We start from the raw sequence: 23,190 nt of genomic DNA on the forward strand, positions 1-23,190 counted from the left end.
AGTGAAATTCCTGAAAAAGTCGATGTGACCAGAATCCGGGGCGTTTTGCCCTCGCAACTTTAACTATCGCTGTGCGATTGTTTCGTGAAGCAGCACACGGAGGTGCGTGATGAAAAAATTATCGAATGTTTTGCTGCTGGCCGCTGGCTTCTCACTTGCTTCAGGTTGCAGCAGCACTGGAACCCGGGGATCCTGGGTCAGCCGGATGAATCCGTTTCATTCCAAAAGCGAAACACAGCTTGTTAACGGCGAAGAGCACACGGTAAGCAGCGAGTTCAAAGCATCGAAAAAGCTGCTCAAGAAAGATCCGGAAGGTACAAACCTGGCGTTCGCCGCTTACATGGCAGACAATGGCAACCTTCCTGAGGCCAGACAACGTTACCAGGATATACTCGCAAACAATCCTGACTGTATGGAAGCCGAACTGGGCCTCATCCGGATTGAACTGGAAACAGGGCGAGTTACTCAGGCAGAGGAAATGCTGAACCGACTGAACGAGCAGCATCCGAACAATCTGGAAGTTCAGCGTCAATTGGGACAGATGTACGCACAGCGGCAGGACTGGAGTTCAGCGATCCGCGTACTTCAGGCGGCTGTTGAGGCCCATCCGAAAGAACAAATGGCGGCTTACGATCTGGGTATCGCCTGCGTGCATGCAGGAGAGCTGGATCTGGCGATGAGTTCACTGACTTTTGCCGTCGGCGAATCCGCGGCCATGTACAACATTGGATACATTCTTGGCGAAGCCGGAAAGATTCCCGAAGCCGTTGCCTGGTACCAGCGTGCACTCGGCAGTCATCCGGACGACCGCACAAAGCTGGCAGCAACCACCGCGCTGGCAGAACTTGGGGTTCCGGCGAGTAAGATCGCTCCGGGCCACTCCGGTGATTCGATGATTGCCAGGCAACAGGCAACTCAACCGGCTGGCGGTTCCTCCGCAAGCCTGCTGCAGCAGAGTGTGGAAACGCCATCGATTGCTTCTGCTCGGGTCGTTCAGCATCCGATCCAGACGACGTCTTGGAGCAATTCGACGGCACCGCCCGCAGGGCCGTCGTCGGTGCCGGTCTCCTCGGCAAGTTCAAGTCGGGTTCTCCCGCAGACAGGGCAATCGGCTGCATACGCTCCTGTAACGGGTACGCCCAGTTGGAACGGTCCGACTGGTGCTGGCGTCCCCGGCTATGGGACCGGCACGACTGCCAATCAGTCTCCTCCCGTCTGGCGGTCTCGATAGATCTGTGCAGCGATAACAGGCTGTCCTGCATTGCAAAACTCACCGTCCCGGTGGGAATCGGGGGTATTCACGGAGTCTCTGTCGATTTGCATGGAGCCCCGAATCCTGCCGGTCGACCCCAGAATGCGGGTTTTTGGCCGCGGGATATACCGAAGCTGACACCAGAATTGGCTGATTCTCACTTCTTGCTGTTTTCGAGCCGATCGCCTCTAGAGTTCCCTTTTGCCTGCGCGTTAGGATAGTCGATGCAGTGAAAATGGCGATTTTCGCCTCGGAACGGTACTCTGTGATGAAAAGTGTGTACGGCGGTCAGTCCTGCGTGCATCCGTACATTGAATTCGCCGCCTCACGACTGAATCTCCCGATCGGTGTGGAACCAATGATCATGCCTCAACGAATTCGATATGTCGCTCTGGTTTTCGTTTGCACATTATTGCCATCCCTGGCAACTGGTAGCGAACCCACGCCGCAGCGTCTCTCCGAAGCGGGGCTTGAGATCCGATGGAACGCACAGGCCGTTCTGAACATCAACCGAGACCAGGTTCAGCATTTCTCCAATGATGAAGAGCTGGTGTATGTTCAATCCTCAGCCGGTGTGCTGACCGCATTCAATGCGGAAAACGGCCGGAAGATGTGGTCCAACCAGCTCGGACTGAATGATGCCCACTCTATGGGAGTGGCATCCAATAAGGATACGGCAGTCGTCATCGCGGGGTTGTATGCGTTTGGTGTGAATAAGTTCACGGGAGACGAACTCTTCAAGTATCGACTCCCGAACCAGCCGGTGACCTCACCCGGAATCGATGCTTCGTCATTCTTCGTACCAATGATCGATGGTTCCATGGGTGCATTTTCCATCCAGACTCTGTCACATCTGGAGCGATACGGAAAACTTCCACCTGGGGTCGTTCGGGCGACTGCATGGCGTTTTGTGTCGGGCGAACTTTCTCGCTTCAGCCCGGTGGTTGCCAGTGATCAGATTTCTCTGTGTACGGAGGCTGGAAATATCCATGCCCTGGATAATGCAGGAAAATCCTTGTACGAACTGCTCATGCGAAGTGCCGTGTCCGCGCCCCTGTTTCACGTCACACGTGACAATGAGGAGATGCTGCTGGCAGCAACGGCTGACAACCGCTTGTTCTGCATTCGTCTTGCCAAAGGGGCGGAGATTAAATGGACGTATCCGATGGGCGAAGCGATCACTCAGCCGCTGTTGTGCTTTGGCGATGATATTTACGTCATCACGGATGGTGGCGGAATGACTTCCATGTCGCTGAAGCAGGGATTACCCCATCGTACCGGAAGCAAAGACTGGTTTGTTCCTTCAATCCGCTCAGTGGCAGCGGTCACCGAACATCGCGTATATGCGATCGACATTACTGATCACCTGACAGTGATTGACCGGAAGGATGGTCGACTTATCGACCGAATTCCCGTCGCTGACTATGTCCACAAGATTCGCAACAGTGTGACGGACCGGATCTACATGTCGACCGCTTCCGGTTCGATCATTTGTTTCGCAGAATCCGGCAGCGGGTTTGCTCGGTATCATCAAAACCCGGACCGCCAGCCAGTTATGCCTGCGATTCCTGAAAAGGACCCTGCCGAATCTGAAACTGGCACAGAAAACCAGTAGGTTCCGAGGAAGCAATCGTCCGCAGTTGCCGGACACCCTTCGCATCGGAAGACGCGGCAGCAGCATTCGCGATGCCCTGACGCATTCACGTCCCACTCGCGCACAGCAGGGTTGCGAATTCTTTCGCAGTTGGCACTCCGACTTACAACTGGGCGGGACTCACGATCGCTCTTTGCCGGCCTTGCGTTTCCGGGGAATTTGATTCCTGCTGTTTACCAGGGCAATTCTGGGTGTGTGAACAGCCCGCTCGACTTCGGTGTAGGTGGCGTAACTGCAAATGATGACCAGGTCGCCGACCTGAACCAGTCTGGCTGCTGCCCCGTTCAAACAGATGACTCCCGACCCTCGTTCTCCGCTGATTGCGTAGGTTGTCAGCCGGCTACCGTTGGTGATGTCGTAAACATCAACCTGCTCCCATTCGACGATGTCGGTCGCTTCCATCAGAAGCGGGTCAATTGTGACGCTGCCTTCGTATTCCAGATTCGCATCTGTCACCGTCGCGCGATGGATTTTGGATTTCAGCAGTTTACGTTCCATTGCGAACTCGTTTTAGTGCCGTCGGAATTTGACGAGAATGTTGATACTGGAATGACAGAACGCAGTTTTCCGGAGGCTGCAGCGTCGCAGCGACTCAGGCACGAAGCTTCGCTGAAAGTTCCGAGGCACATGCGGCGATGATGGCATTGACGCTCAAGTCCACTTCATCGGCCGTCAATGTCCGGTCTTCAGCAAGAAAGCGGCAGGTCACAACATAGGATTTGCAGCCGGTTTCGATTTGCTTGCCACGGTATTGGCCGTTGAAATCGACGGATTTCAAAAGGCTCCCTCCCGCTGAAGTCACGGTGGTGACAAGCTTTGACCAGGTGATTGATTCTGAGACAACGAAATTCAAATCGCGTGAGATGACAGGAAAACGGGGGATTGGTGTGTAAAGGCGATGCAGTTCGAATGTGTCTTCCAGGAGATGCACATCCAATTCCGCGATCGTCACGGCATCTTCCAGATCCACAGCATCTGTCACCTGCCGATCCAGCTCTCCAATCCATCCAAACGCCTGCCCGTTCAGCCTGAACGCCGCCCCGCGCCCGGCCGCGAATTCCGGTGCTTCGCATGGTTCTGTCGTGAGGACAGCGTTCGGGGCCAGCCTGGCCACGAGTGTTTCCACCAGGCCTTTTCCAGCTGCGAAGGATCGTCCTGAGACGAAACTAACCATGGTTGGCTCAGCCTGTCTTTCGGGCTCACCCTGTCCGGCAGAAAGGTAGACTTTCGCGATCTCAAACAATTCAGCATTCACCGTACCGTGCCGTTCATTCTGACGTCGGCATTGCAGCAAACTGGGAATCAGACTCTGCCGCAGTTGGTTTTCATGACTGCGGCTTGAATGTGAAACGGCGACCGCTTCCATCGTGCCGCGTGGTTTGAACAATTGACGCTGGTCTTCACTGACAAACGACAGCGTCAATGCTTCGTACATTCCGCAGGATGCGAAGTGACTTCGAATGCCGTCCAGGACTCTCTCCCGCGTCGTTCGACACGTGGCCACAACGGGAAGAGTGGCATCGGTCGGGATCTGGTCATATCCATGGATCCGGGCGACCTCTTCGATCAAATCACATTCGCGAGTAAGGTCCTGTCGCCAGCTTGGAGGTTTGAATGCCGCGGACGTTTCATTGTCGGAAACCAGTTCCAGTCCCAGACGGGAAAGAATCGACACACATTCATTCGGTGTGATGACAATTCCCAGCAATTCTGTCACCTTCGAAAATCGAAGTGTCACTGGTTGTGCATCGGCCGGAGGCCCCTCGCCGGCAACAACGGAACCTTCAGCCAGTTCGCCGCCCGCAATCTGCAGGATCAACTCGCAGCAACGTCTCGACGCCCAATCCAGATTGCGGCGATCGACTTTGCGTTCGAATCGATAGGACGAGGGACTGTGAAGCTTCAGTGAACGAGCCGTCGATCTCACGGACAACGAAGCAAAACTTGCCGTTTCGATCAGCACGTTGACAGTCGAATCGCTGATTTCAGTATCCAGACCGCCCATCACTCCCGCAACGGCCACAGGCATCTCTGCATCGGCAATGACACACATCTCTTCGCTCAACGCGTATTGTTTCTGATCGATGGCTGTTATCTTTTCCCCAGCCTTTGCTCGACGAACAACGATGGTCTTGTCTTTCAGTTTGTCGAAATCGAAGGCATGCAGCGGCTGACCGCATTCCATCATGACATAGTTAGTCACATCCACGACATTGTTGACGGAATTGACCCCGATGGCAGACAAGCGATCCACCAGCCATGCCGGACTGGGACCGATGCGGACACCGCGAATGAGTCGAGCGTGGTATTCCGGACACAAATCCGGACATTCAATAGAAAGCCTGAAATCGCTGTAAGCTGCTTTTCCGGAGGCGGAGGGTTCCGCTGCAGGGATGTTCAGCGGAAGATCAAACAGCACGGCGGCTTCGCGTGCAACACCGATGTGCCCAAGGCAATCCGGCCGATTGCTGGTCACTTCCACGTCAATCGCCACGTCGTTTCCGACCGGATGAAATTCTTCGAGGTTTAAGCCCGACATCGTCAGTCGGTCCGTCAGTTGCTCGACAGAGATTCCAGCCTTTGATAGCTCCACATACTGATTGAGCCAGTCCTGGCTAACGATCATGGCTGCACGCGATTCGGAAAAATGTAGCAGGAATTGGGATGTGATGCGGCAAAACCGCACAATTTGAAGCGGGGAAGTCTAGCGAAACCTGCCGCGCAGAGGAACCACGTTCGGACGTTGGAAACAGAATTCCGCTGCTCGGTTAGTCGGGTTTTCCGTATGAATTTCCCTCGGGAACGTCGTTCAATGGAAAGCGACACTTGAACACCGGGATTCCAGACCGGACAATCAAAGGGCTCTCATTTTTGGTTTACTCGACATGCAGTCGCAGTTGATGCTCTATCAGGAGGCCGTTGGGTGTCCGAGCTTGCAAAGAATTTACCGTCGGTGCTGATTTCGCTGGTGGTCCACGGACTGGTTTTCGTCATTCTGCTGATGATCCCCGTGATTATTGAGCAGGTTGCACCCGAGGTCATGATCGAATCGATCTTCACGAAGGAACTTCCGCAGGAAGAAATCACCCGTGAACTCGACCTGGAAACGACACCGTCGGATTCGCTGAATGTCATTGCAGGCGGTACTCCTTCGACCGCAGTGGGGGCAGCTGCCCAACCCGTTGCCACTCCCGTCAACGTACAGCAGGCCAATGTCATGCGCGAAGCAGATATTCGCCCTGTTCTGACCGACGTCTCGCTTCCGACCGACAATATGATTGGTACCGAACTGGGAGAAGGCGAAATCAGTGGCGAAGTGGGGGCTATGGTGGAAGGGTACGGAGCCGCCATGGGAGTGATCACGCAGGAACTCGTGCGCATGATGCGCCAGCAGAAAGTGACGGTCATCTGGCTCTTTGATGAATCCGGCAGTCTGGTCGACGACCGCAAGGAAATTCGCGAAAACTACATTCGCGTTTACGAAGAACTTGGCATCGCTGCATCCCAGGATGAAGACCTCCGCAAAGGCAGCGAGCTGCTGTTGACCGTTGTCTGCGGATACGGAGCAACCATCCATAAACTAACTCCCAGACCAACCTCCGATATTGAACAAATCAAGACCGCCATCGACAGGGTCCCCATTGATGAATCCGGCACGGAGAACATGTGCGATTCAATCACCAAGGTTATCAACGAGTACAAACCGACCGCACTTCGCGGTAAACGCAAACTGGCCGTTATTGTCGTGACGGACGAATCCGGAGACGATGGGCAGTATGTCGAAGACGCTGTTACCGCCGCTCGAGCAGCGAAAGCTCCCGTGTATTTTATGGGGCGAGAAAGCATGTTCGGCTACCCCTATGCCCGCCAGCGCTGGGTCGATCCTGAAACCAACCTGCCGCACTGGATTTCCATCCGCCGTGGTCCGGAAACAGAATTCCCCGAATGCCTCCAGTGGAACGGTTTGCGTGCTCGATGGGACGCGCAATCATCCGGATTCGGACCCTACGAACAAGTCCGCATCGCAAAGGAATCCGGCGGCATTTTCTTTGTCCTGCCGGGTGAAGAACAATCGCTCGTTGGTCGAGGTGCAAACGATAAACGCAAGTACGACTTCCTCGCGATGCGAGAATACTCACCGCTGCTCTTATCCCGGCCCGAATACTTCAGGGAACGAGCAACCAGCGAATTTCGAGAGACGCTCTGGCAGGTCATCGCACGCCTGAATCCAACAAAGAATACACTGTTGTTTGAGAAGGATGACCCGGAACTCAACATCAAACACGAACACTACAAACTGGATCTTGCAGGGTTTCGACAGGAAGCGGCATCGCAGGCCGTCCGAGCAGCCAGGGCAATGGCACTCACGGAGGAGACCATCGCAATGCTGGAAAAAATCCGGCCGCTGCGGGCCAGTGAATCTTCCCAGCGATGGCGTGCTGGCTATGACCTGGCAATCGCCCAGCTTTACGTTTTCCGACTGCGTCTCTTTCAGTTTCTCCTGGCAATCGACAATCACGTCAACAACTTCCCCCAACCGAAGGATTCCCGCGCCAACGAATGGAACATCTGGTGGAATCGAAAAACCATCGTCCCGGACGAAGCCCAGTTTGGACGTTTGAAGACCGCTTTCAACCTGACAATGACCCGAGATGAATACATTGCGATGGTCAAAGCCGAAGAAAAGGCCGCGGTCGAACGCCTGCAGTCAGTCATCAAGGAACATGACGGAACTCCCTGGGCCAGGCGAGCTCAGCAGGAAATCAACGATGGATTTGGCTTCGTAATTACCGACAGGTTCTGGGATCCGAAATACGGCATGCCTACAAAACTACCGAAGCTGTAAATCCTGATGCACGAGATTTCTTCGCTCGCTCCGACCCTGATTTCACGGTCGGCAGCAGATGGAGAAAGCTCGCTGGACATTTTATTGTTTCACGAGGTACGCTTACTGGTATGAGCAAAGCAGGAAACCCCATACCTCAACGAGGGTTTTAACGCGTTGCGTTTCCGGCGATATCTGATGTTCAAAAGACGACGGACTATCTCAGAACGGTGACTGCCCCCGAATCTTTTCAGTGATCCAACAGTGATCTTCTGCCGTGTTGAATTCCCAACCTGAACCTACCCACCCCTAAAGCCTCCCAAGGTCGCGACACCACGCCGCGACATCTGATGCCGCCTCTTCCCAGGCGGAGCTGACTTAACATGTTTGGTTATCCACCACTTGCATCACGAGCTTCTCGCCGTGCGGTGCTTACCGCAAGCGCTGCCTCTGCGCTGACCTTGACCGGAAGCTTTGGCAATTCTGCCAGCGGCAGCGCGACCGGAGATCGGACCAGCAGCGTCGAACCAGGTTTCGGCAAAGCCAAAAGATGCATCGTCCTCTTTATGTGGGGTGGGCCGAGCCAACTGGATACATTTGATCTGAAACCCAATGCGCCGGCGGAGGTGCGGGGCGAATTCTCCCCCATCAACTCCGCCGTTCCCGGTATGCAGATCTGCGAACACTTTCGCCATCTCGCCGGGTTAACGGACCAGGTTTCGTTAATCCGGTCTTTGACCCACGATGACCCTGCGCATCTGAGCAGTGCGCATACCACCCTGACCGGACATCTGCCTCCTGTCAACAAGAGCGACGCGGAACCGCCCAGCAGAAACGACCATCCCCACCTTGGTGCAGTGTTGTCGCAGTTCCATGAAGCTCCCCGGGGATTGCCCTCCGCGGTGATGATGCCGTGGAAGACTCTGCATCCTGCGGCTCCCGGAGGCGAATCTCCCGGGCAGACAGGTGGCTGGCTTGGCCAGTCGGCGGACCCGATGCTGGTGACAGGCGATCCCAATGCGCCCGACTGGAAGGTCCCGGCACTGCAGCTGTTAGATGGTATCGATACCCGTCGACTCGATCACCGTCGGGAACTTTTGCAGGCCATCGAATCACAACAACGACGATCCGACAGCCTGGCACCGCAGGCGATGGATGCTCAGCAGGGGCAGGCATTCACTTTGCTGGGTTCGTCCAAAGTTCGTCAGGCATTCGACCTGAATGCGGAAAGTGATACTACGCGGAACCGCTACGGGCGTCACATTCATGGGCAATGTGTTTTGCTTGGCAGGCGACTACTGGAAAGCGGTGTACCATTTGTCAGCGTGAACTGGCACAACGACGGAAGAAACTTCTGGGACACACACGGCGATAATTTCAACCGCCTGAAACGAGATCTGATACCTCCTGCAGACATGGCGCTGTCCGCGCTTTTGACCGATCTGATCGACCGAAATATGCTGGACGAGACCCTGGTCGTCTGGGTGGGTGAATTCGGAAGACGTCCGCAAATCAATGCAGCAGCCGCCGGTCGCGAACATCATCCGTTCTGTTACAGTGGTCTCCTTGCCGGTGGCGGAATTCGCGGCGGCAGCGTTTATGGCCGCAGTGATGAAATCGCGATGCACCCGGAAGAAGATCCTGTTTCGCCGCGCGACCTGGTTGCCACAATGCTTCACGCGACGGGCGTACCGAGATCCGCGACTCTGAATGACGCCACTGGTCGCCCGCATCCTCTTTACGCAGGTGAACCCATCCGGGAACTGTTTGCATCCTGAGCCGGACGGATCAGCGGCCTGGCCACGATCACACAACAATTCTATGATTGGAATCCGCCGTAGGCGTTGTGGCGTCACACCGGTTGACCAGGTCGTGATGACTTATGAAATCTCCTGCAGAAAACCCACTCAACAGACCTGTTCTGGACGTTGTTGCCGACTCATCAGCTTACGTACGGATCCTCAAAAATACATTGAGGTACGTCGACTACCTTCAAGGCGATTTTCCCGAGCCTTTGCGTTTACTGTTTGAACGTGGCAACTGGATACCAGCCTTGTCGAAAATCCGATACGGGCTGCTTTGCGTTGCTATCAAGTCGCCGGAGCACGACAGCCGTTACCACTCGTTTTGCTCGGTTCTAAACGAACAAAGCGAATCACTGAATCTTGCGTCTCTGCCGAGTGCGGTATCCCTGCCCGGCATCAGGCAATTGTTTGTCATGGAGATTGAACGATATTCCACGTCCGATGCCTCAGGTATCTGAGCAAGGTCTCAGACATCCCTGTACCTTAACGGTGCGTTGAAGCACCCGGGCAGGCATGCAGGACGACTGCAAACCATCGTGTTTTAAGGTCTCCTGCTCGAGCCAGTCCCGTTTTCTAACAGACTGTTAACCGGTGTCCGGTCTTCTTCTATATCCCTTTCAGAGTCTTGCAGCGTTTCCCTTCCGAGTTTGCCCGACGCCGAAATCACTGCAAGAATAAAGGTACGCGGCATGCCAAAGGGTAGCCCCCCGGGTTGGCGATGAAGATAATTTCGCGGGATGCCCGTCACCGTCTGAATACGGCTGGTTCGACCAATCTTCTTTGTTCGTCGCTGGGCAGAATTCCCTGCGCAACCCTCAGGATTCTGTTACATTGCAAATGCATCGATGCTGATCGGCATTCGCCGAAATCTCTCAGTACAAGACAAGATGAGTCGACCATGTGTACACAAAATGCTCGATACCGAAACGCTGTGACTGGAATTCCTGTTCGGATCCTTCTGGCACTGATTTGCCTTTCAACAGCGGCTGTTGCCTGCAACATCCCGGTCTTTCGATACGCGCTGGAACGATGGACTCCGGACAATTGTCAGATTTACGTTTTCCATGATGGTCCGTTGACGGATAATGACCGCAGGGTTGTGGCAGAACTGGAATCGGTCGCTGGCGGTGAACGTCGCCTGGCCAATGTTCGATTACACCAACACGATGTCCGCCAGCAGTTGCCTGCCGATATTCAGGATGTTTGGTTTGACGCCAGGCCGCTCGCAGAAAATCATAAAGGCCAGGCCGTCTACGTCGCTCGAAGTGTTGTCGGTCAGGGAAAGACAATCACCGTCTGGCAGGGGACTTCCGAAGAGCTTAATCGTACAGGTGTGCTTCGATCTCCTGTTCGAAGTGAACTTGCACAACGACTGCAAGCGGGCCATGCGGTCGTTTGGTTGATGCTGAAATCGACCGACGATACCAGGAATGAGGCGACCCGCAAGATGCTGAACTCACAATTCGAACGTCTGGCCACTTCGATTGAATTGCCGGAAGGAATCGGCCTTCCCGGATCGGAGCTCTACAGCGAGGTTCCGTTGCTGCTGAAGTTTTCTGTCCTGGAAATCGATCCTTCTGATCCAAAGGAGAGCTTTCTGGTGAAGCTGCTCACCGGTTTTCACCCGGATGCGGTGGCCGACGGAGAGCCATTGATCGCTCCGGTTTTCGGCCGCGGCCGTGCGCTGGAAGTAATCCCTGCCTCGAAGCTGAATCCGGATCTCATTGAAGACCTGACGGTCTTTCTATGCGGCGCATGTTCGTGTCAGGTGAAGGAACTGAATCCGGGATTCGACCTGTTGTTGTCTTCCGACTGGAACACCGCCCTCTTTGGTGAAGGAACCTCCGGCCCTCCAGCACGTATTGAAGGAAGTCAGCGCGCTGATGTCCCCGTGACAATTCCTATACCTACCGGGAAGAAACGCCGGTAGCAGCAGGTAACATCAGCACACGATGCGAAAGCATCACCCCAGGAAAGAGTATCAGTAGTGCGGTGGGCGTTCCGATTCCGGATCTCTGGGTTCCGCAGACTGACTGGCAGCTTCCAGCTCATGTTCGATACGGACGAATCTCGCATCGAATTCTGCCAGCCGCTTGAAGTATCCCGTCAGCGCGTCGTTAAGTCCCTCGACATCGTGCTGCAGGTGGGCCAGTGCGGATTCAATTCGCTCAAGCCGCTCTGAAAGATGATCGTTCGATACGTTCGTCATAGAGTACTCTGAATTCGTTTTGCTCTCGTATTACTTTCTGGTGCTGTCTTTCGCGGCCGATTCGACGGATTTTTGTTCAGCGGTCAGCCGTGCGGAATAAAGACTCACCAGTTTCTGAAGATCTTCCTTCTCCGGATCCGGAGCCAGCGTCAGAGCTCGTTCGGCCCATTCGGAGGCCTTCAGCGTATCGCCGGCTTCGGCGTATGTCGCCGCCAACGTGCTCAGGTATGACCATTCTTTGTACTCTGTCAGTTCGCAGGCCTGTCTGGCCATCATGACCGCCTCTGTCGTATCGCGGACCTCTTTGTCTTCTGTGGTTGCCAGTACCCACGCAATGTTGTCGTACGCTTTGGCGAATCCCGGGTTCAGCGAGATGGTCCGCCGGTAGTCTGCCACAGCCATGGCATCCTGATCGGTTCGAACGTAGGCTGTCGCACGATTGTTGTAGGCCCGAAACAAATCTGGCTGCGTACGAATGGCTTCGGTCCAGCATTCGATAGCCGCCAGGTAATCGTTGGAGTGATACAGAAGGTTTCCGCGATTGTACCATGCGGCTGTGTGGTCTCGATCCAGCTGGATGGCTCTTTCAAAGTTCTCCAGCGCGAACGGGATATTCGATTGGGCCGCGTAAACATTGCCGCGCACATACCACGCGTCGGCAAGTTTCGGATTGGATGCGATAGCCTTATCCAGGTCCTCCAGTGCGGCGTCTGATTGCTTCAGCTGATGGCGAGCCAGCCCCCGGTGATAGAAGAGATCGGCCGACTCACCGGAGACAAGCATGGCGCGAGTAAAGTCCTCCACGGCTTCTTCAGACCTTCCACTACGATGTCGCAGAATTCCGCGATGTTTCCAAAGCTCACCGTCCGCAGGATTTGATTCGAGCAACACGGTGAGATCGTTGATCGAAGAATCGAGCAGACCGCGTTCTTCTGCAAGCTGTGATCTCAGCATCAGCGCATCTGTGTCGCGGGGAACGTCCTTAAGAAGGGCGTCAAGCACCGGAAATGCCTCCGACTTCTGCTCCGACTGGACCAGACTTTCGGCCAGCATGCGACGCACCGGGATCAGTGTCGCCTGCTCATCAACGCCTGACGTTGTCAGCACTCGTTCCACCCATGCCAGTTCCACTGCCGCAGCTTTATAAGACTTCAACCGGTAAAGACATTCGCCACAAATACGGTGGGCATCAAGATCATCCGGTGCCTGCTTCAGAACTGCCTCCGCATCGGCCATTGCGGCCTTCCATTCTTCCATAGAAGCGAAGAGTTGCATCCGAGCCGTTAAGGCCGCTTTTTGATCCGGCTGCTGTGACAGCAGGACCGAAAGGTCACGCATTGCCGACGTTGAATCTCCCAACCGGATTTTCGCAATCCCACGCTGCAGCAGCAGTTCCGGAGTCTCCTTGGTTTCTGCCGCCACATCGAACTGCTGAACGGCGGCCTGGAATTCTTCCAGATCAAAATGCAGCGTTCCGCGCAGAAGGGCCGCGTCGAATCGCCTGGCATCCGCGTCGCTCAGCATCTTCAGATCAGCCATGGCTCCGGCAGCATCTTCGGAGACATACCGCAGTTGAGCACGATAGAGCAATAGCTCCGGAGTTTCGGCAGAAACGATATCCGGGATGCTCAGCAGATCGATTGCCAGGTCAGCGCGACCATTCTCGATCAGCCGTGCTGTATTCGTCCGGACCAGCTGAGCGTTGGCGGGCTGAAGTAGCAACGCTCGCTGCAAGTCTGCGACGGCTGCCTCCGGCTCACCGATCTGCCAGAAAAGTTCGCTGCGACGTATGAGCGCGGCGTGATTTGCAGGGTCCACCTGGATAAGGCGTGTCAGATCCGCAATCGCCAGCTGCACGCTGTCATTGGCAGCGTAAGCGTCCGCTCTTCGCAGAATCGCATCTCTATCACCGGGATGGTGCTGAAGCACAGCGCTGTAATCGTCAATCGCTTCACCAAGCTTGCCCTCAGATGTCAGCAGATTTGCACGAGTCATCAACAGGTCACGTTGCGTGGAATCAGAAGAGATCAAACGCGTGTAGTCCGCGATCGCTTCTGAATAGCGATTCATCTGCCTCAGCAGATCCGCGCGCAGCGACAGGGCCGTTTCATCACCAGAATCTTCTGACAGAACCATGTTGACGTCTTCCAGAGCTTCCGGCAGGCGGTTCAACTGCTGCAGTACTCTGGCTCTCATCATTCTGGCGTCCATCCGCTCACCAGCAGTCCGCAGAATTGCCGTGAGATCTGCGAGCGCATCGGCCGTCTGACTCAGCTGAAGTTCTGCCCGAGCCCGGGACAGGAGAACTTCGGCATTCGCTGGCGATAATTTCAGAGCATGGTTCAGGTTGGCCATGGCCGCTTCCGCCCGCCCGGCTTCAAGCAATGCTTCCCCAAGATGCTGGTGGATGGAAGCATTGCCGGGTGACAGCTGCGCTGCGGTGGAAAGATCACTGATCGCATCTTCCGCTCGCCCAGTCTTCAGAAGCATCAGACCTCGCTGATGCCACGCCACAGGATCCTCGGCTCTCATGCGGCAGGCCATGTTAAGATCCGTCAGCGCACGATCGGTTTCTCCAAGTTGCCTGTGGGCCAGCCCCCGCTGAAGCCACGCGGCCGAACATCCACGATCAAGGCTCAGCACCCGGGAAAAACTGGCGACGGCCTGTTCCGGATTTGATCTTGCCGTCAACATGCCGTGTCGCATCAGTGCGTCAGTATTCCGGGGGTTGATTTGAAGCAATCGTTCGAAATCTGCAATGGCCGGTCCGTCCTGATTCAGGTCGTCCAGTGCACAACCGCGGTCAAATAAAGCCTCCGCGAACAATGAGTTCAGTCGAATGGCGTGTGAAAACGAATCCACGCACGCCAGAAGTTGCCCGTCGGCTCGCTGCGAAACACCGAGCGCCCACCACGCTTTATCCCAGTCGGGCTTCAGTCGAGTTGCGCGAGTCAGATCAGAAACCGCCTGAACCTGGTTGTCCGTTGCGGCGTAGCTGGTTCCACGCAGATACCAGGCTTCCGCAAGCTCCGGATTCAGGGCCACCGCGCGACTCAACACCTGGATCGCTTCCTCGTGGTGCCTTGTGTCCTGATGCTTCAGAGCGACACGCACCAGTGATTCGGCCTGCTTCTTCTGGTTTGAGCAGCCCGGGATACTCAGGCACATTCCGCCGATCAAACAGAGTGCCAGTGTTGTGTGAGCCAGCGTTGTGTGTGCCAGTGTCCTTCCACCCAAACGAGCAGTCTGTGCCCTGGTAATCCAATGCGGAAGTTGCCTCAGCCAGCTCCGAAACAGGCCCAACCGCTTCGTTCGACTGAAACCGGGGGCGGTATGGTCAGGGATCGGGCGTTGAGTTCCCGTCAATCTGGACGACTTCTTGTTCATCGCGGATCTCGCGCAAGGACTACTGTAACCGTGGGCTATCGAAATGATCGTCACAGGCCAGTTGATTGTTTTGTCTGGCTCAATCGAAACGTCCGGTCCTGACCGATTCTGAGGGAATTGCCGTCACCGTTTAACATTTTTCACTAATTGCCACGGCATGAACTTTGAAACACCGCCTGCAGTTACCCCTGCCCTGGTTCCGAAAACTGTTTTGGTGCAGGTTTTGCCGGTTCTGGTTTCGCCTTGCTGCCCTTCGGTCAGAACCTTTCCTGTCATCCAAAGTCGAATATCTCAATTGCTCGGAATTACGACCATGGACCTTTCCGCACTGTTTTCGGATGATCAGCTGGCCCTGCTGGGCTGCTTTGGAGCGTTGCTGGCATGCGGGCTGATAGCTGCAACCAGTTTCCATTTTGGTCCCGCTGGGCAGAAACAGCGAACCGACCGACTTCGAACAGCAGGTCGGATTTCTCCCGAATCCAGCAAGAACCAAACCAGCGAAGAACGCCGGGCAGCCTGATCAAGCGGCTCGTGTTTGTGGTGCCAGATACGTTCGGATGACTGGAAAGACCGGATTTCGATTGTTTTGCGCCGTCGGACCGACCACAATTCGTCGGCAATTCTGAATTCACCGTGTCATCGCGTAATGAGAGATCTCTCAATGGCTCACCCCGGAAAACTGATCGCTTGCGCTGCTTTGTTTGGAGCGGGATACATCTTTGGCACGTTCCAGTCAGCGGGACCACAACCACTGGAAGCGCAGGAAGACAGGAAACCCGTCAGTGCGATCACCAACGAATCGCTGACGGCCTATCAGAAATTTCAGAAAGCCAGCAACGACTTGTCGGACAGCCTTCGGGGAGAAGGCGTGACGACAACGGCTGTCGAAGGCACCAATTTCTTTGCGATCAGTGTTGGAGGAATTGATGCGCTGCGTGATCTGGAAGAAGGACGTGGTGTCGATCCGGAAACGTTTGCTGCCATCTACGCCGACCGAGCCAATGCTGAAATCTCACAACACATCGATCAGGATTCCGATGGCCGGATGCGATACAAGGGCACTGTAATCCGCATGTATTCGAAAGAACGAATGAGAGACACTTTCCGCCGCAGGGATCAACTGGAAGTCCGTACCCGGGATCTTGACAACTGATCCGTACGAATGTGACCGATCCCGCGCAAGTAATATCCGTTCGAGAGTTATCCGATCAGGCAGCCCGACAATTGAGTCGGGCTTTTTTTACGCCGACCGGGGATCGATATCGCTGCGGGGCGACGAGTTTGCCTGGACAAGGGAAATCAGGCAGGTTTCGGCTCACCGGTTGTGTTAGTCGGATGAGTCAACAACTTGTCCATGCTTCAGCAGCACGGTCGAAGGAAAATGGCCTGCTAATTCATCGCTGTGGGTTACGCACAGCAGGGCCGCCTTCTGCTCAGCGGCTACCTGTAGTAACAATCGGCCAATATGCGACGCTGTTTCCGGGTCCAGATTTCCCGTCGGTTCATCTGCCAGAAGCAGAGACGGCTGGTTAATTAAAGCGCGACACACGGCCACCCTCTGTCGCTCTCCCCCCGACAGCTTCGCAGGCCGATGATCAAGGCGATCTTTCAGACCGACGCGTTCCAGTAGTTCCAACGCCCTTTGTTTGGGGTTCAGCCCGCTGTCAAACCCCGCCAGCGTCGGCAGGAGCACGTTTTCGAGGACGCTGCATTGCGGCAGCAATTGGTGCTCCTGAAAGATAAATCCAATGTGTTGATTGCGAAAGCCTGCGAGCCGAGATTGGCGCATGCCCCAGGGATTCTCGCCGAGGATTTCGACGGTACCTGTTGTTGGCTGATCCAGAGTGCCGGCGATATGGAGCAGCGTTGTTTTGCCACAACCACTGGGGCCGCGAATAGCAGTTGCACTGCCTGCCGAAACCGTCATGTTAATGTCGGTGAGAATCTTCAGGGAGCGTCCCGCCTCGTTGAAGGTTCGTGAGACCTTGTTCATCTGAAGAACGATCGTCATTGGTGTTCACATTCGTTTTTCTGATGGTCATTGAGCAGGGGATTACGAACCCGGTATCGCGGATCAGTCAGGAAGATTGCTCGTCTTCCGGGGAATATTCATGGATCTTAGCAAGATACTCCTCGGGAATCTCCACTGACTGCAGCGGCTGACCCGGACGTACTGTGCAGCTGACAGATTTCATCGATCCACGAGCCACCGGACGACCACCACACGAAAACTCGACACTGTACGTCAGTGACTTCACTCCGATCCGCTGCACTGACAGAAACACGTCCAGCACATCGTCGTAGTGTGCGGGCGATTCGAATCGGCAGCTTGCCGAAACGCGTGGCCACCCGATTGTCGATCCATCTGACTGATGATTGACAATCGTCAGGCCGAGCATTCGAAAAAAATCGTGTTCCGCCTGCTCCATCCATTTGTAGAAGTTCGAGAAGTGGACGATGCCCGCCATGTCCGTTTCACAAAACTCGACTCGCCGAGTTGTCCGGAGAAATGAGGCCATGATGATCATTCATGCTTACGATTCAGACGCTGGTTAGCGAGACGGGCATTACAAAAGGCCCCCGCTTCTCGCATCGTGATTGTCCTGCAAATTCTGTGGAGCAGATCCAGAGCCCATCCGTCCCTGGATCTGCTTCAGAAAGAGACGTGCGAATTACGACAGAAGGTCTTTGACTGTGTCGCGTTCCGACTTCAGCTCGTTTACGGTGACGTCGATCTTTTCCTGAGCGAACTCAGAATGTGTCTGTCCCTGAACAATGGAGACCCTGGATCCGTCACTGACCAGAGGGAATCCGCTGATCAAACCTGCCTCAACACCGTAGCTACCGTCGCTGCAGATGGCTGCACTGAAGCACGACCCGGCTGGTGTTGGACGGATGATGCCTTTCACGGTATCGAGAACTGCGTTCGCTGCCGATGCAGCACTGGAAGCTCCTCGGGCTGCGATGACGGCGGCACCACGTTTCTGGACTGTTGAGATAAAATCACCCTGCAGCCATGCATCGTCACCAATGACTTCGGTGGCGGGCTTGCCGCCAATCTTTGCGTGGAAAAAGTCCGGGAACTGTGTGGCACTGTGGTTCCCCCAAATGCCAACATTGCTGACATCGGCAACGCCAACGCCCGCCCGTGCCGCCAACTGTGATACCGCGCGATTCTGGTCCAGCATCGTCATGGCAAACCACCGGTCGCGAGGCACATCTGGTGCACTGTTCATTGCGATCAGGCAGTTCGTGTTGCAGGGATTTCCCACCACAACGACGCGCACATCTTTCGCTGCGGCCGCATTGATCGCACGACCGGTACTGGTGAAGATAGGGCCATTGATGCGGATCAGATCACCCCGTTCCATCCCGGCTTTTCTCGGAACGCTGCCCACGCACAAAACCCAGTTACAATCTCCAAATCCAACTTCAAGCTGATCGCTGCTGGCTTTGACAACGCCAGCAAGTGTGGGGAACGCGCAGTCTGCCAGTTCCATTTCAACGCCATCCAGCGCGCCCATAACGGGTGGTACTTCTACCAGATGAAGAATGACTGGCTGATCCGGTCCGAAGACTTCTCCTGAAGCCAGTCGAAATATCAGAGCGTAACCAATCTGACCGGCTGCACCCGTTACTGCTACTCGAATCGGAGCCTTCATCTTTCTGCACCTTTCGTCTTCATATCTTCTGATTCGCCATGGGTCCCCACACGCCAATTGCGCTTCCGGCGGTCTGCCGCACAAAGAGGCAAAGGAAACTTATAGAGATCCCCATCTGTTGCCAATCACCTGGCAATGAAATGGATAACGATTCTCACGCGAAGAGCCCGGCTCCCTCTGGATAGAGAAGGCCGGGCTCTGCAAAGCGTTGTTACCGACACCGATTGGCATCAGGTGACAAATGTGACATCACAGGGCAAACCTTCGAAGTCACCCGTGACATATGCCAATGTCAAGCTGAGACGTGGCGATTAGCCTTTGGCTGTTGCGAATCGGCGAGCAACTTCGGCCCAGTTCACGATATTCCAGAACGCCTTTACATAGTCTGGTCGTCGATTTTGGTAGTGCAGGTAGTACGCATGTTCCCAGACGTCCAGGCCAAGGATTGGAGTGTGTCCGATTGAAAGAGGAGAATCCTGATTCGCCGTGCTTTCCACGATCAGACTGCCGTCTCCACCGACGCACAACCAGGCCCAGCCACTGCCGAATCGAGTGGCAGCCGCCTTGTTGAACTGTTCCTGCATCTTTTCCAGACTGCCGAACGCAGCGTCAATGGCCTTCGCCAGATCGCCAGTCGGAGCACCGCCCCCGTTGGGTGACAATACGGTCCAGAACAGTGAATGGTTGGCGTGACCGCCACCATTGTTGCGGACTGCTCCCTGGATGGCTTCAGGGACCGACGCCAAATCGCGAACGAGATCGTCGATTGGCTTGTCCGCCAGCGGAGAACCTTCCAGAGCTGCATTGACGTTGTTGATGTACGCCTGATGATGCTTGGTGTGGTGGATCTCCATCGTACGAGCATCGAAGTGAGGCTCCAGAGCGTCGTAAGCATAGGGCAGTTGAGGAAGTGAGTACGGCATTGAGCAAGCTCCTGAGTGATTCAAAATTCAACATCAAGCGGAAATGTGACTGGGCACTGACAATTCAACGTCGGCTGTTTTCAGTCGCTGCGGCTGAACCATCCCTGCTGAACAGTCCCACAGTTCACCGAATTCACCCGCCTGAATTCCTTATGGCAGGGTCGATGATTGTAGACTGCTCAGGAAACTCCTCAACCCACTTCCTGCCAACATTAACGGTTTGAAGCGTACAGCGAATTGTTGGTGACTCCAGGATGAGCCGTTCGAGTGCCGCAAAACCCGGCTTTTCGACGCTTTCGGCAGAAATACAGAGACGACACAAGTTTGGGCAGAAACCGGAACCGATCCGCCCCTCAGCTCGGAACCGCGTTTCAGAAGGCGACAGCAGTCGCGATACTGAAGGATCATCCCTGTGCGATGACGTGAGTCGAAAGTGAAAGAATCTCTACCCCCACATGAAATTCCAGGCGAGAATGCGTCAAATGAATCGGTTTTTGCCGAGTCGAAAGAGGTCTTGACGTGTTTTGCCGGTTCCCATAATTTCCGCCTCGATCCGTCTGCGTGCTCTTCGCAGGCGTCATCTCCCTTCTCAATCTCTCCTCACGAATGTGGTTCGCCTTCTCTGGCACCAGTCTCTTCTGCTGACGCCCGCGATTGCCCTCATTCACCCTTCCCGCACTGTGACGGTTTTCCGCTCACTCCTCGGAGGTTCTCTGATGTCTCGAATCGCCATGTTTTGTTGTGGCCTGTTTCTCGCCTGTTCAATGAGCGGATGTTGCCTGCTGCATGGCATGGGCGGCGGCTACCCCGGATACTATGGTGGCGGCTACGGCGGTGGCTGCGGTGGTTGTTCAACCGGGGCCTGCGGCGCTTATGCTCCCGGCGGCTATCCTTCTGCCGGCATTTACGGAGCAGGTCCTGCAACGGCCTATGCTCAGCCAACAACGGCTTACCACCCATATGCTCAGACAGCCATGCTGCCCGTCGATCCTCTCGCGACTTACTAAGACCTTCGCGGCCGCAATTCTTTACCACTCGCAGTTCGAAATCTGGTGCGATGCGCTATGACTGTGCATTCAGCCGGTATTGTGCTGCAGTGATTCTCTGAATGGGTCCTTCGCGACGTCGCTGTCGATGGGGCTCCCTTCGCTGAACGCACCGACCGGTGAGAATGTGGCCCGGCGTCGATGATCGCTCCTCAGTGAATTCGCCTCGCCGATGGAGTGCGTCTACGCGTTGATTCGTGGGGTGAAGGTTTGGGAAGGCACTGAGTCCGGCGTGGATTCAGTGCCCTCGTGTCCTCCTGCGATACGATCAATACGGGTCAAGGGACGCTTGCCCTTGTCCCTTCCACCACTTTGCGTCGGCGACGCCGATCCGGGCTTCTGCCTGCGCCGGGCCTGATGTCAGCGCTTCGACATCAAGTTGCCGGGCCTGCTGCGGCAATGCAATTGCCACTATGCGCCCGCCGAAGTTTCTTCGCCAGGGGTGTTAGCCGCTGGTGTTTCTGATGCCGAGGCATCCGCTGCTGGCTCATCAGCCGCTGGTGCGTTTGCTTCGGTCTTGTCGCCTTCCTTCGCATCGCCTTCTGCCGCATCGCCTTCGGACTTTGGCTCATCGGTGGCAGGAGCATCCGCTGATGGAGGTGCATCAATCGAAGCGGCCGGTTCTGCCCCACCGCCGCCTCCGGCAGGCCCGCCTTCTGCGCCTCCACCACCACCTCCATAACCACCGCCAGACATGTCTGACATGCCGGCCGCAGCATCAGACTCACCCATTGGATCTTCGGATGGCAGGCTGTCGCCGTAGAACCCGACGTTCGCATCGTCCGGGTCCGTATAGTAGCCCAGCGCCTGAGGGGGATCAGTCTTCGTCGCAACAAGAAACAGTTCGGCGGGCGGTTGACCAACCACAGTTCTCAACAGGCTCAGCCACTGATAGTGATAAACCGTTTCCATTTCGTTGTCACGGACGATCGTAACGGACGGAGACATGGAAAGCTGCTGTTGTGCTGTTTCGACGGAAGTTCCGCTTTCGAAAACGCCATCGGTCGAAATCTTCGCCAGCGATTCGCCCGAGAAACGTTGACCGAGACCCGCTCGCAGTTCAATGGCCAGCACAATCAGTGCGATGACCAGAAACACTGTCGAGACCATTTTTCGAGCCGGGGAAACTCCACCCGGTACCTGCTGACCTTCTGACATAGACGCTCTCCAGATTAAGATGGCGGTAAAATGAGCCCGTCCCGCAGGGGGGCAGACAACTTGAGTCGCGAATGTAGCATGTCGCTGTCCAACTGAGCAGCGAACGCAGGAAATATTCATGGCACGTGAATTGGAAATCGTGGGTGACCAGCATGATTGCGCGTATCTCAGCGGACGCACTGCGCAAATGACCTTCCGTTATGCGCTGGAGCTGCCGGAGCAACGCTATTCTGCCCTGCTCGAACGCGGCTGGCGCAGATTCGGACGCTCTCTGTTTCGGCCGATTTGCGGCGGCTGCCGTGAATGTCAGCCTCTCAGAATCTGCATCAACGAGTTTCAGCCGTCGAAAAGTCAGCGGCGAATACTCGCCAGAAATCAGGAGATCAACCTGACAATTCAGTCGCCTCGGGTCACGCAGGAATACCTGGATCTTTACGACCGATACCACGCCGACATGAACCGTCGCCGCAATTGGCCAAGCCGGGAAATCACCGCCGATCAGTATCATGAATCGTTTGTCGAAGGGAATTTCGGTTTCAGCCGCGAGTTCATCTACCGCCTGAATGGCAAACTGGTGGGATTAGGGATCGTCGATATCACGCAATCCGCGATGTCCAGCATCTATTTTTTCTACGCTCCCGAACTTCGCAGCTTGTCGCTCGGTACGTTTTCTGTCCTCAAAGAGCTGGAGGCTGGCAGGCAACTCAAAAAGGCTCATCTGTACATGGGCTACTATATCCGGGACTGCGGTTCGATGAACTACAAGAACCGTTTCCCACCCTATCAGATCCTCGAGAACTTTGTAGACGATTCCAAAACACCAGCCTGGGTGACCAAAACAGACGCTGAATGATCCATTTCAGGAAAAGCCACCTTTGAAGTCCGCCCTGCAGGAATCACGGTGTGGTCATGGGGCATCCCGTCCGCTTTTTCTGTCGAGCCGAGTGCGGACTCGTTTCGGATTTATGAATGGGGGTGAGATCCGCATGCGGTTGTTTGGTTGGTCACTAATTCTCATCGGAATATTCATGACCGCTCGAGTATTCTGGCTGTTTCAGTTCTGGACTAGTATGTCGGCCCCGTCGCGAAACCGTGGGGTATTCCTTGCCGTATTGTTTTCGAGTGTCACGGTCGCCGGTGCTCTCATTCTTTTCTCGCTTCGGAAGAGAGAGTAGTGCCCGTCGTTTTTTAGTGTGCCAGGAATGCGATCAAGACGGTGCGAACGAGCTGCAAACGGGCTGCCCACACAACGATAAGATCACTCGCGGC

General features: G+C 55.3%; 20 protein-coding genes. 10 read left to right on the top strand and 10 right to left on the bottom strand.

Features of this window, described 5'->3' with window-relative positions; genetic code table 11:
- Positions 1–109: 109 nt before the first annotated feature.
- Complete coding sequence (locus R3C20_09990) at positions 110–1,231, top strand: tetratricopeptide repeat protein (GenBank protein ID MEZ6040827.1); 1,122 nt, start codon at positions 110–112, stop codon at positions 1,229–1,231.
- Between the two features lie 289 nt (positions 1,232–1,520).
- Positions 1,521–2,867 (top strand): PQQ-binding-like beta-propeller repeat protein, encoded by a 1,347-nt coding sequence (locus R3C20_09995; protein ID MEZ6040828.1) that lies wholly within the window; start codon positions 1,521–1,523, stop codon positions 2,865–2,867.
- 159 nt (positions 2,868–3,026) lie between these two features.
- Here R3C20_09995 and R3C20_10000 read toward each other — a convergent pair whose 3' ends face one another.
- Together R3C20_10000 and pheT are read right to left on the bottom strand one after the other, a co-directional pair.
- Complete coding sequence (locus R3C20_10000) at positions 3,027–3,404, bottom strand: aspartate 1-decarboxylase (GenBank protein MEZ6040829.1); 378 nt, start codon at positions 3,402–3,404, stop codon at positions 3,027–3,029.
- Positions 3,405–3,498: 94 nt separating this feature from the next.
- A complete protein-coding gene (pheT, locus tag R3C20_10005) occupies positions 3,499–5,532 on the bottom strand; it encodes a phenylalanine--tRNA ligase subunit beta (GenBank protein MEZ6040830.1) in 2,034 nt (677 codons plus the stop codon).
- 297 nt (positions 5,533–5,829) lie between these two features.
- Between pheT and R3C20_10010 the strand changes: the two genes are divergently transcribed.
- The 4 genes from R3C20_10010 (at position 5,830) to R3C20_10025 (ending at position 11,466) form a co-directional block, all read left to right on the top strand.
- Positions 5,830–7,752 carry a VWA domain-containing protein gene (locus R3C20_10010; protein ID MEZ6040831.1) on the top strand — a complete coding sequence of 641 codons (1,923 nt, stop codon included), beginning with the start codon at positions 5,830–5,832 and terminating at the stop codon, positions 7,750–7,752.
- A gap of 362 nt (positions 7,753–8,114) precedes the next feature.
- Positions 8,115–9,509, top strand: coding sequence for a DUF1501 domain-containing protein (locus R3C20_10015; protein MEZ6040832.1), 1,395 nt, complete (start codon positions 8,115–8,117; stop codon positions 9,507–9,509).
- A gap of 104 nt (positions 9,510–9,613) precedes the next feature.
- Complete coding sequence (locus R3C20_10020; protein MEZ6040833.1) at positions 9,614–9,994, top strand: hypothetical protein; 381 nt, start codon at positions 9,614–9,616, stop codon at positions 9,992–9,994.
- A 440-nt stretch (positions 9,995–10,434) separates the two neighbouring features.
- On the top strand, positions 10,435–11,466 hold the full coding sequence (locus R3C20_10025) for a hypothetical protein (GenBank protein MEZ6040834.1): 1,032 nt from the start codon (positions 10,435–10,437) through the stop codon (positions 11,464–11,466).
- Positions 11,467–11,517: 51 nt separating this feature from the next.
- Here the strand turns inward: R3C20_10025 and R3C20_10030 are convergent, their stop codons facing one another.
- Both R3C20_10030 and R3C20_10035 read right to left on the bottom strand, forming a co-directional pair.
- Positions 11,518–11,745: a SlyX family protein gene (locus R3C20_10030; GenBank protein ID MEZ6040835.1), complete on the bottom strand. Its 228-nt coding sequence runs from the start codon at positions 11,743–11,745 to the stop codon at positions 11,518–11,520.
- Positions 11,746–11,775: 30 nt separating this feature from the next.
- Complete coding sequence (locus R3C20_10035) at positions 11,776–15,132, bottom strand: tetratricopeptide repeat protein (protein ID MEZ6040836.1); 3,357 nt, start codon at positions 15,130–15,132, stop codon at positions 11,776–11,778.
- Positions 15,133–15,445: 313 nt separating this feature from the next.
- Between R3C20_10035 and R3C20_10040 the strand changes: the two genes are divergently transcribed.
- Positions 15,446–15,652, top strand: a complete 207-nt coding sequence (locus R3C20_10040) for a hypothetical protein (GenBank protein ID MEZ6040837.1) — start codon at positions 15,446–15,448, stop codon at positions 15,650–15,652.
- A gap of 141 nt (positions 15,653–15,793) precedes the next feature.
- The gene (locus R3C20_10045) at positions 15,794–16,285 is read left to right on the top strand and encodes a hypothetical protein (GenBank protein MEZ6040838.1); all 492 of its coding nucleotides are present in this window, start codon (positions 15,794–15,796) and stop codon (positions 16,283–16,285) included.
- Between the two features lie 174 nt (positions 16,286–16,459).
- On the opposite strand, the gene R3C20_10050 is transcribed toward R3C20_10045, so the two are convergent.
- The 4 genes from R3C20_10050 to R3C20_10065 form a co-directional block, all read right to left on the bottom strand.
- On the bottom strand, positions 16,460–17,143 hold the full coding sequence (locus tag R3C20_10050) for an ABC transporter ATP-binding protein (GenBank protein MEZ6040839.1): 684 nt from the start codon (positions 17,141–17,143) through the stop codon (positions 16,460–16,462).
- Positions 17,144–17,210: 67 nt separating this feature from the next.
- A complete protein-coding gene (locus R3C20_10055; protein ID MEZ6040840.1) occupies positions 17,211–17,651 on the bottom strand; it encodes a thioesterase family protein in 441 nt (146 codons plus the stop codon).
- A 153-nt stretch (positions 17,652–17,804) separates the two neighbouring features.
- Entirely contained in the window at positions 17,805–18,794 is a 990-nt protein-coding gene (locus tag R3C20_10060) for a malate dehydrogenase (protein ID MEZ6040841.1), read from the bottom strand.
- 311 nt (positions 18,795–19,105) lie between these two features.
- Positions 19,106–19,717, bottom strand: a complete 612-nt coding sequence (locus tag R3C20_10065; GenBank protein ID MEZ6040842.1) for a superoxide dismutase — start codon at positions 19,715–19,717, stop codon at positions 19,106–19,108.
- Between the two features lie 716 nt (positions 19,718–20,433).
- Between R3C20_10065 and R3C20_10070 the strand changes: the two genes are divergently transcribed.
- A complete protein-coding gene (locus R3C20_10070; protein ID MEZ6040843.1) occupies positions 20,434–20,724 on the top strand; it encodes a hypothetical protein in 291 nt (96 codons plus the stop codon).
- A gap of 307 nt (positions 20,725–21,031) precedes the next feature.
- Here R3C20_10070 and R3C20_10075 read toward each other — a convergent pair whose 3' ends face one another.
- Together R3C20_10075 and R3C20_10080 are read right to left on the bottom strand one after the other, a co-directional pair.
- Complete coding sequence (locus R3C20_10075) at positions 21,032–21,175, bottom strand: hypothetical protein (protein ID MEZ6040844.1); 144 nt, start codon at positions 21,173–21,175, stop codon at positions 21,032–21,034.
- On the bottom strand, positions 21,175–21,921 hold the full coding sequence (locus R3C20_10080) for a hypothetical protein (protein MEZ6040845.1): 747 nt from the start codon (positions 21,919–21,921) through the stop codon (positions 21,175–21,177). Before R3C20_10080 ends, R3C20_10075 begins: the two co-directional genes overlap by 1 nt.
- 118 nt (positions 21,922–22,039) lie before the next feature.
- On the opposite strand from R3C20_10080, the gene R3C20_10085 reads away from it, so the two are divergent.
- Positions 22,040–22,774: an arginyltransferase gene (locus tag R3C20_10085; GenBank protein ID MEZ6040846.1), complete on the top strand. Its 735-nt coding sequence runs from the start codon at positions 22,040–22,042 to the stop codon at positions 22,772–22,774.
- Positions 22,775–23,190: the final 416 nt, after the last annotated feature.

It is taken from the genome of Planctomycetaceae bacterium, from assembly GCA_041398825.1.
In the GTDB taxonomy this organism is placed as follows: Bacteria; Planctomycetota; Planctomycetia; order Planctomycetales; family Planctomycetaceae; genus F1-80-MAGs062.